Origin of the sequence: Gilliamella sp. CG35 (assembly GCF_046635745.1) — a bacterium.
GTDB classification, from domain to species: domain Bacteria; phylum Pseudomonadota; class Gammaproteobacteria; order Enterobacterales; family Orbaceae; genus Gilliamella; species Gilliamella apicola_I.
In genome coordinates this window covers 1-1,126 of sequence record NZ_JBIDFH010000048.1, presented here as the reverse complement: position 1 = coordinate 1,126, position 1,126 = coordinate 1, and the positions used below count along the sequence as shown (strand labels likewise).

The following is a 1,126-nucleotide window of genomic DNA, read 5'->3' as shown; positions in this document are numbered from 1 at the left end:
TCAATAGTTTTGTTAAATCTTTAAAAGATTACTTGTTAAAAGTCTTAAAGTTATTAAAAGTATCATATTTATACGAGCAACCTATTTATTCATCGTAGTCTTTATTTGCTGTAGAATTTTAATTAGTTGCGCAATAATGATAACTATTTATGAAAGAACAAACTATAACAATAAACCCCAGTTAAATAACTGAGGTTTATTTGGTTAGATTAATCAAATTTCAAATGGTCAAAAATGTACACTAATATAGCAAGTGCGAATTTGCCTATAAGATAAACAGAAATACACACTAATCCTATTATGAAAAGAAACGCCAAAGTAGTTGCAAGTGCATCGACGATTTTATTTTCAATCCGTAGATGATCATTAGAATTTGAACTAATTTCATTTGTGGTTTCATCAGATGTATCAGAATATAATACATTGTAATCCACTTTACACATGCCATAGACATGATACTTACGTTTCTTTAGATCAGGATAATCATCTATCAGTCTATCAAAACGCTTTGAAGTTAATTCAACTCCAATGGTACCTTCAATTTGTTCGCCGTTTCGCATTGCTACTAATTTAACAATTGAACGATCAGGATCCATCAATATTGCTATTGATACTCCCCTTTCACTGTTTTCGGATAAAAATCCGATGATTTTACAATCTGACATAATGCAATTTTTTTAATTAGGCATGTGAATTACTTCACCAGTAGGTAGTTATATAATTCATCATTGTGAATTAGACTAACCTGTTTTTATGTTAGACCGATAATCGTTAAATTTCAATATTTTTTTAATCCCCCAAACTGTTTTACTCAATTCTACAGTAATAATTTTTTTATCTCTTTAGTTAGTTTATTAAACTATATTGAATCAATTTAGCTTTTTATCAAAACACCATCAGCGTTAATATTAACTGTATTACCCAGTTATCATCCCAATTGATTTTAATTAATCATAGATTTCCAGCTAATTAAATAGCTTTTTTATTGAAAGAGGAGTGAAATGAATTGCGTAAAATTTGTAGATAATTTTAGTTTTATATCAAGGTAACTTTGGGTTAATTAGATGCAATATGATTGATAATTTATAAAGATATGTTATTTAATTAATTCAATAGTTTTGTTAAA

The 1,126-nt window shown here is 27.4% G+C and carries 1 protein-coding gene; it reads right to left on the bottom strand.

Annotated features, from left to right (window positions below):
* Positions 1 to 209: 209 nt before the first annotated feature.
* Entirely contained in the window at positions 210 to 665 is a 456-nt protein-coding gene (locus tag ACGH4F_RS09635; protein WP_267380495.1) for a hypothetical protein, read from the bottom strand.
* Between the last annotated feature and the right edge of the window lie 461 nt (positions 666 to 1,126).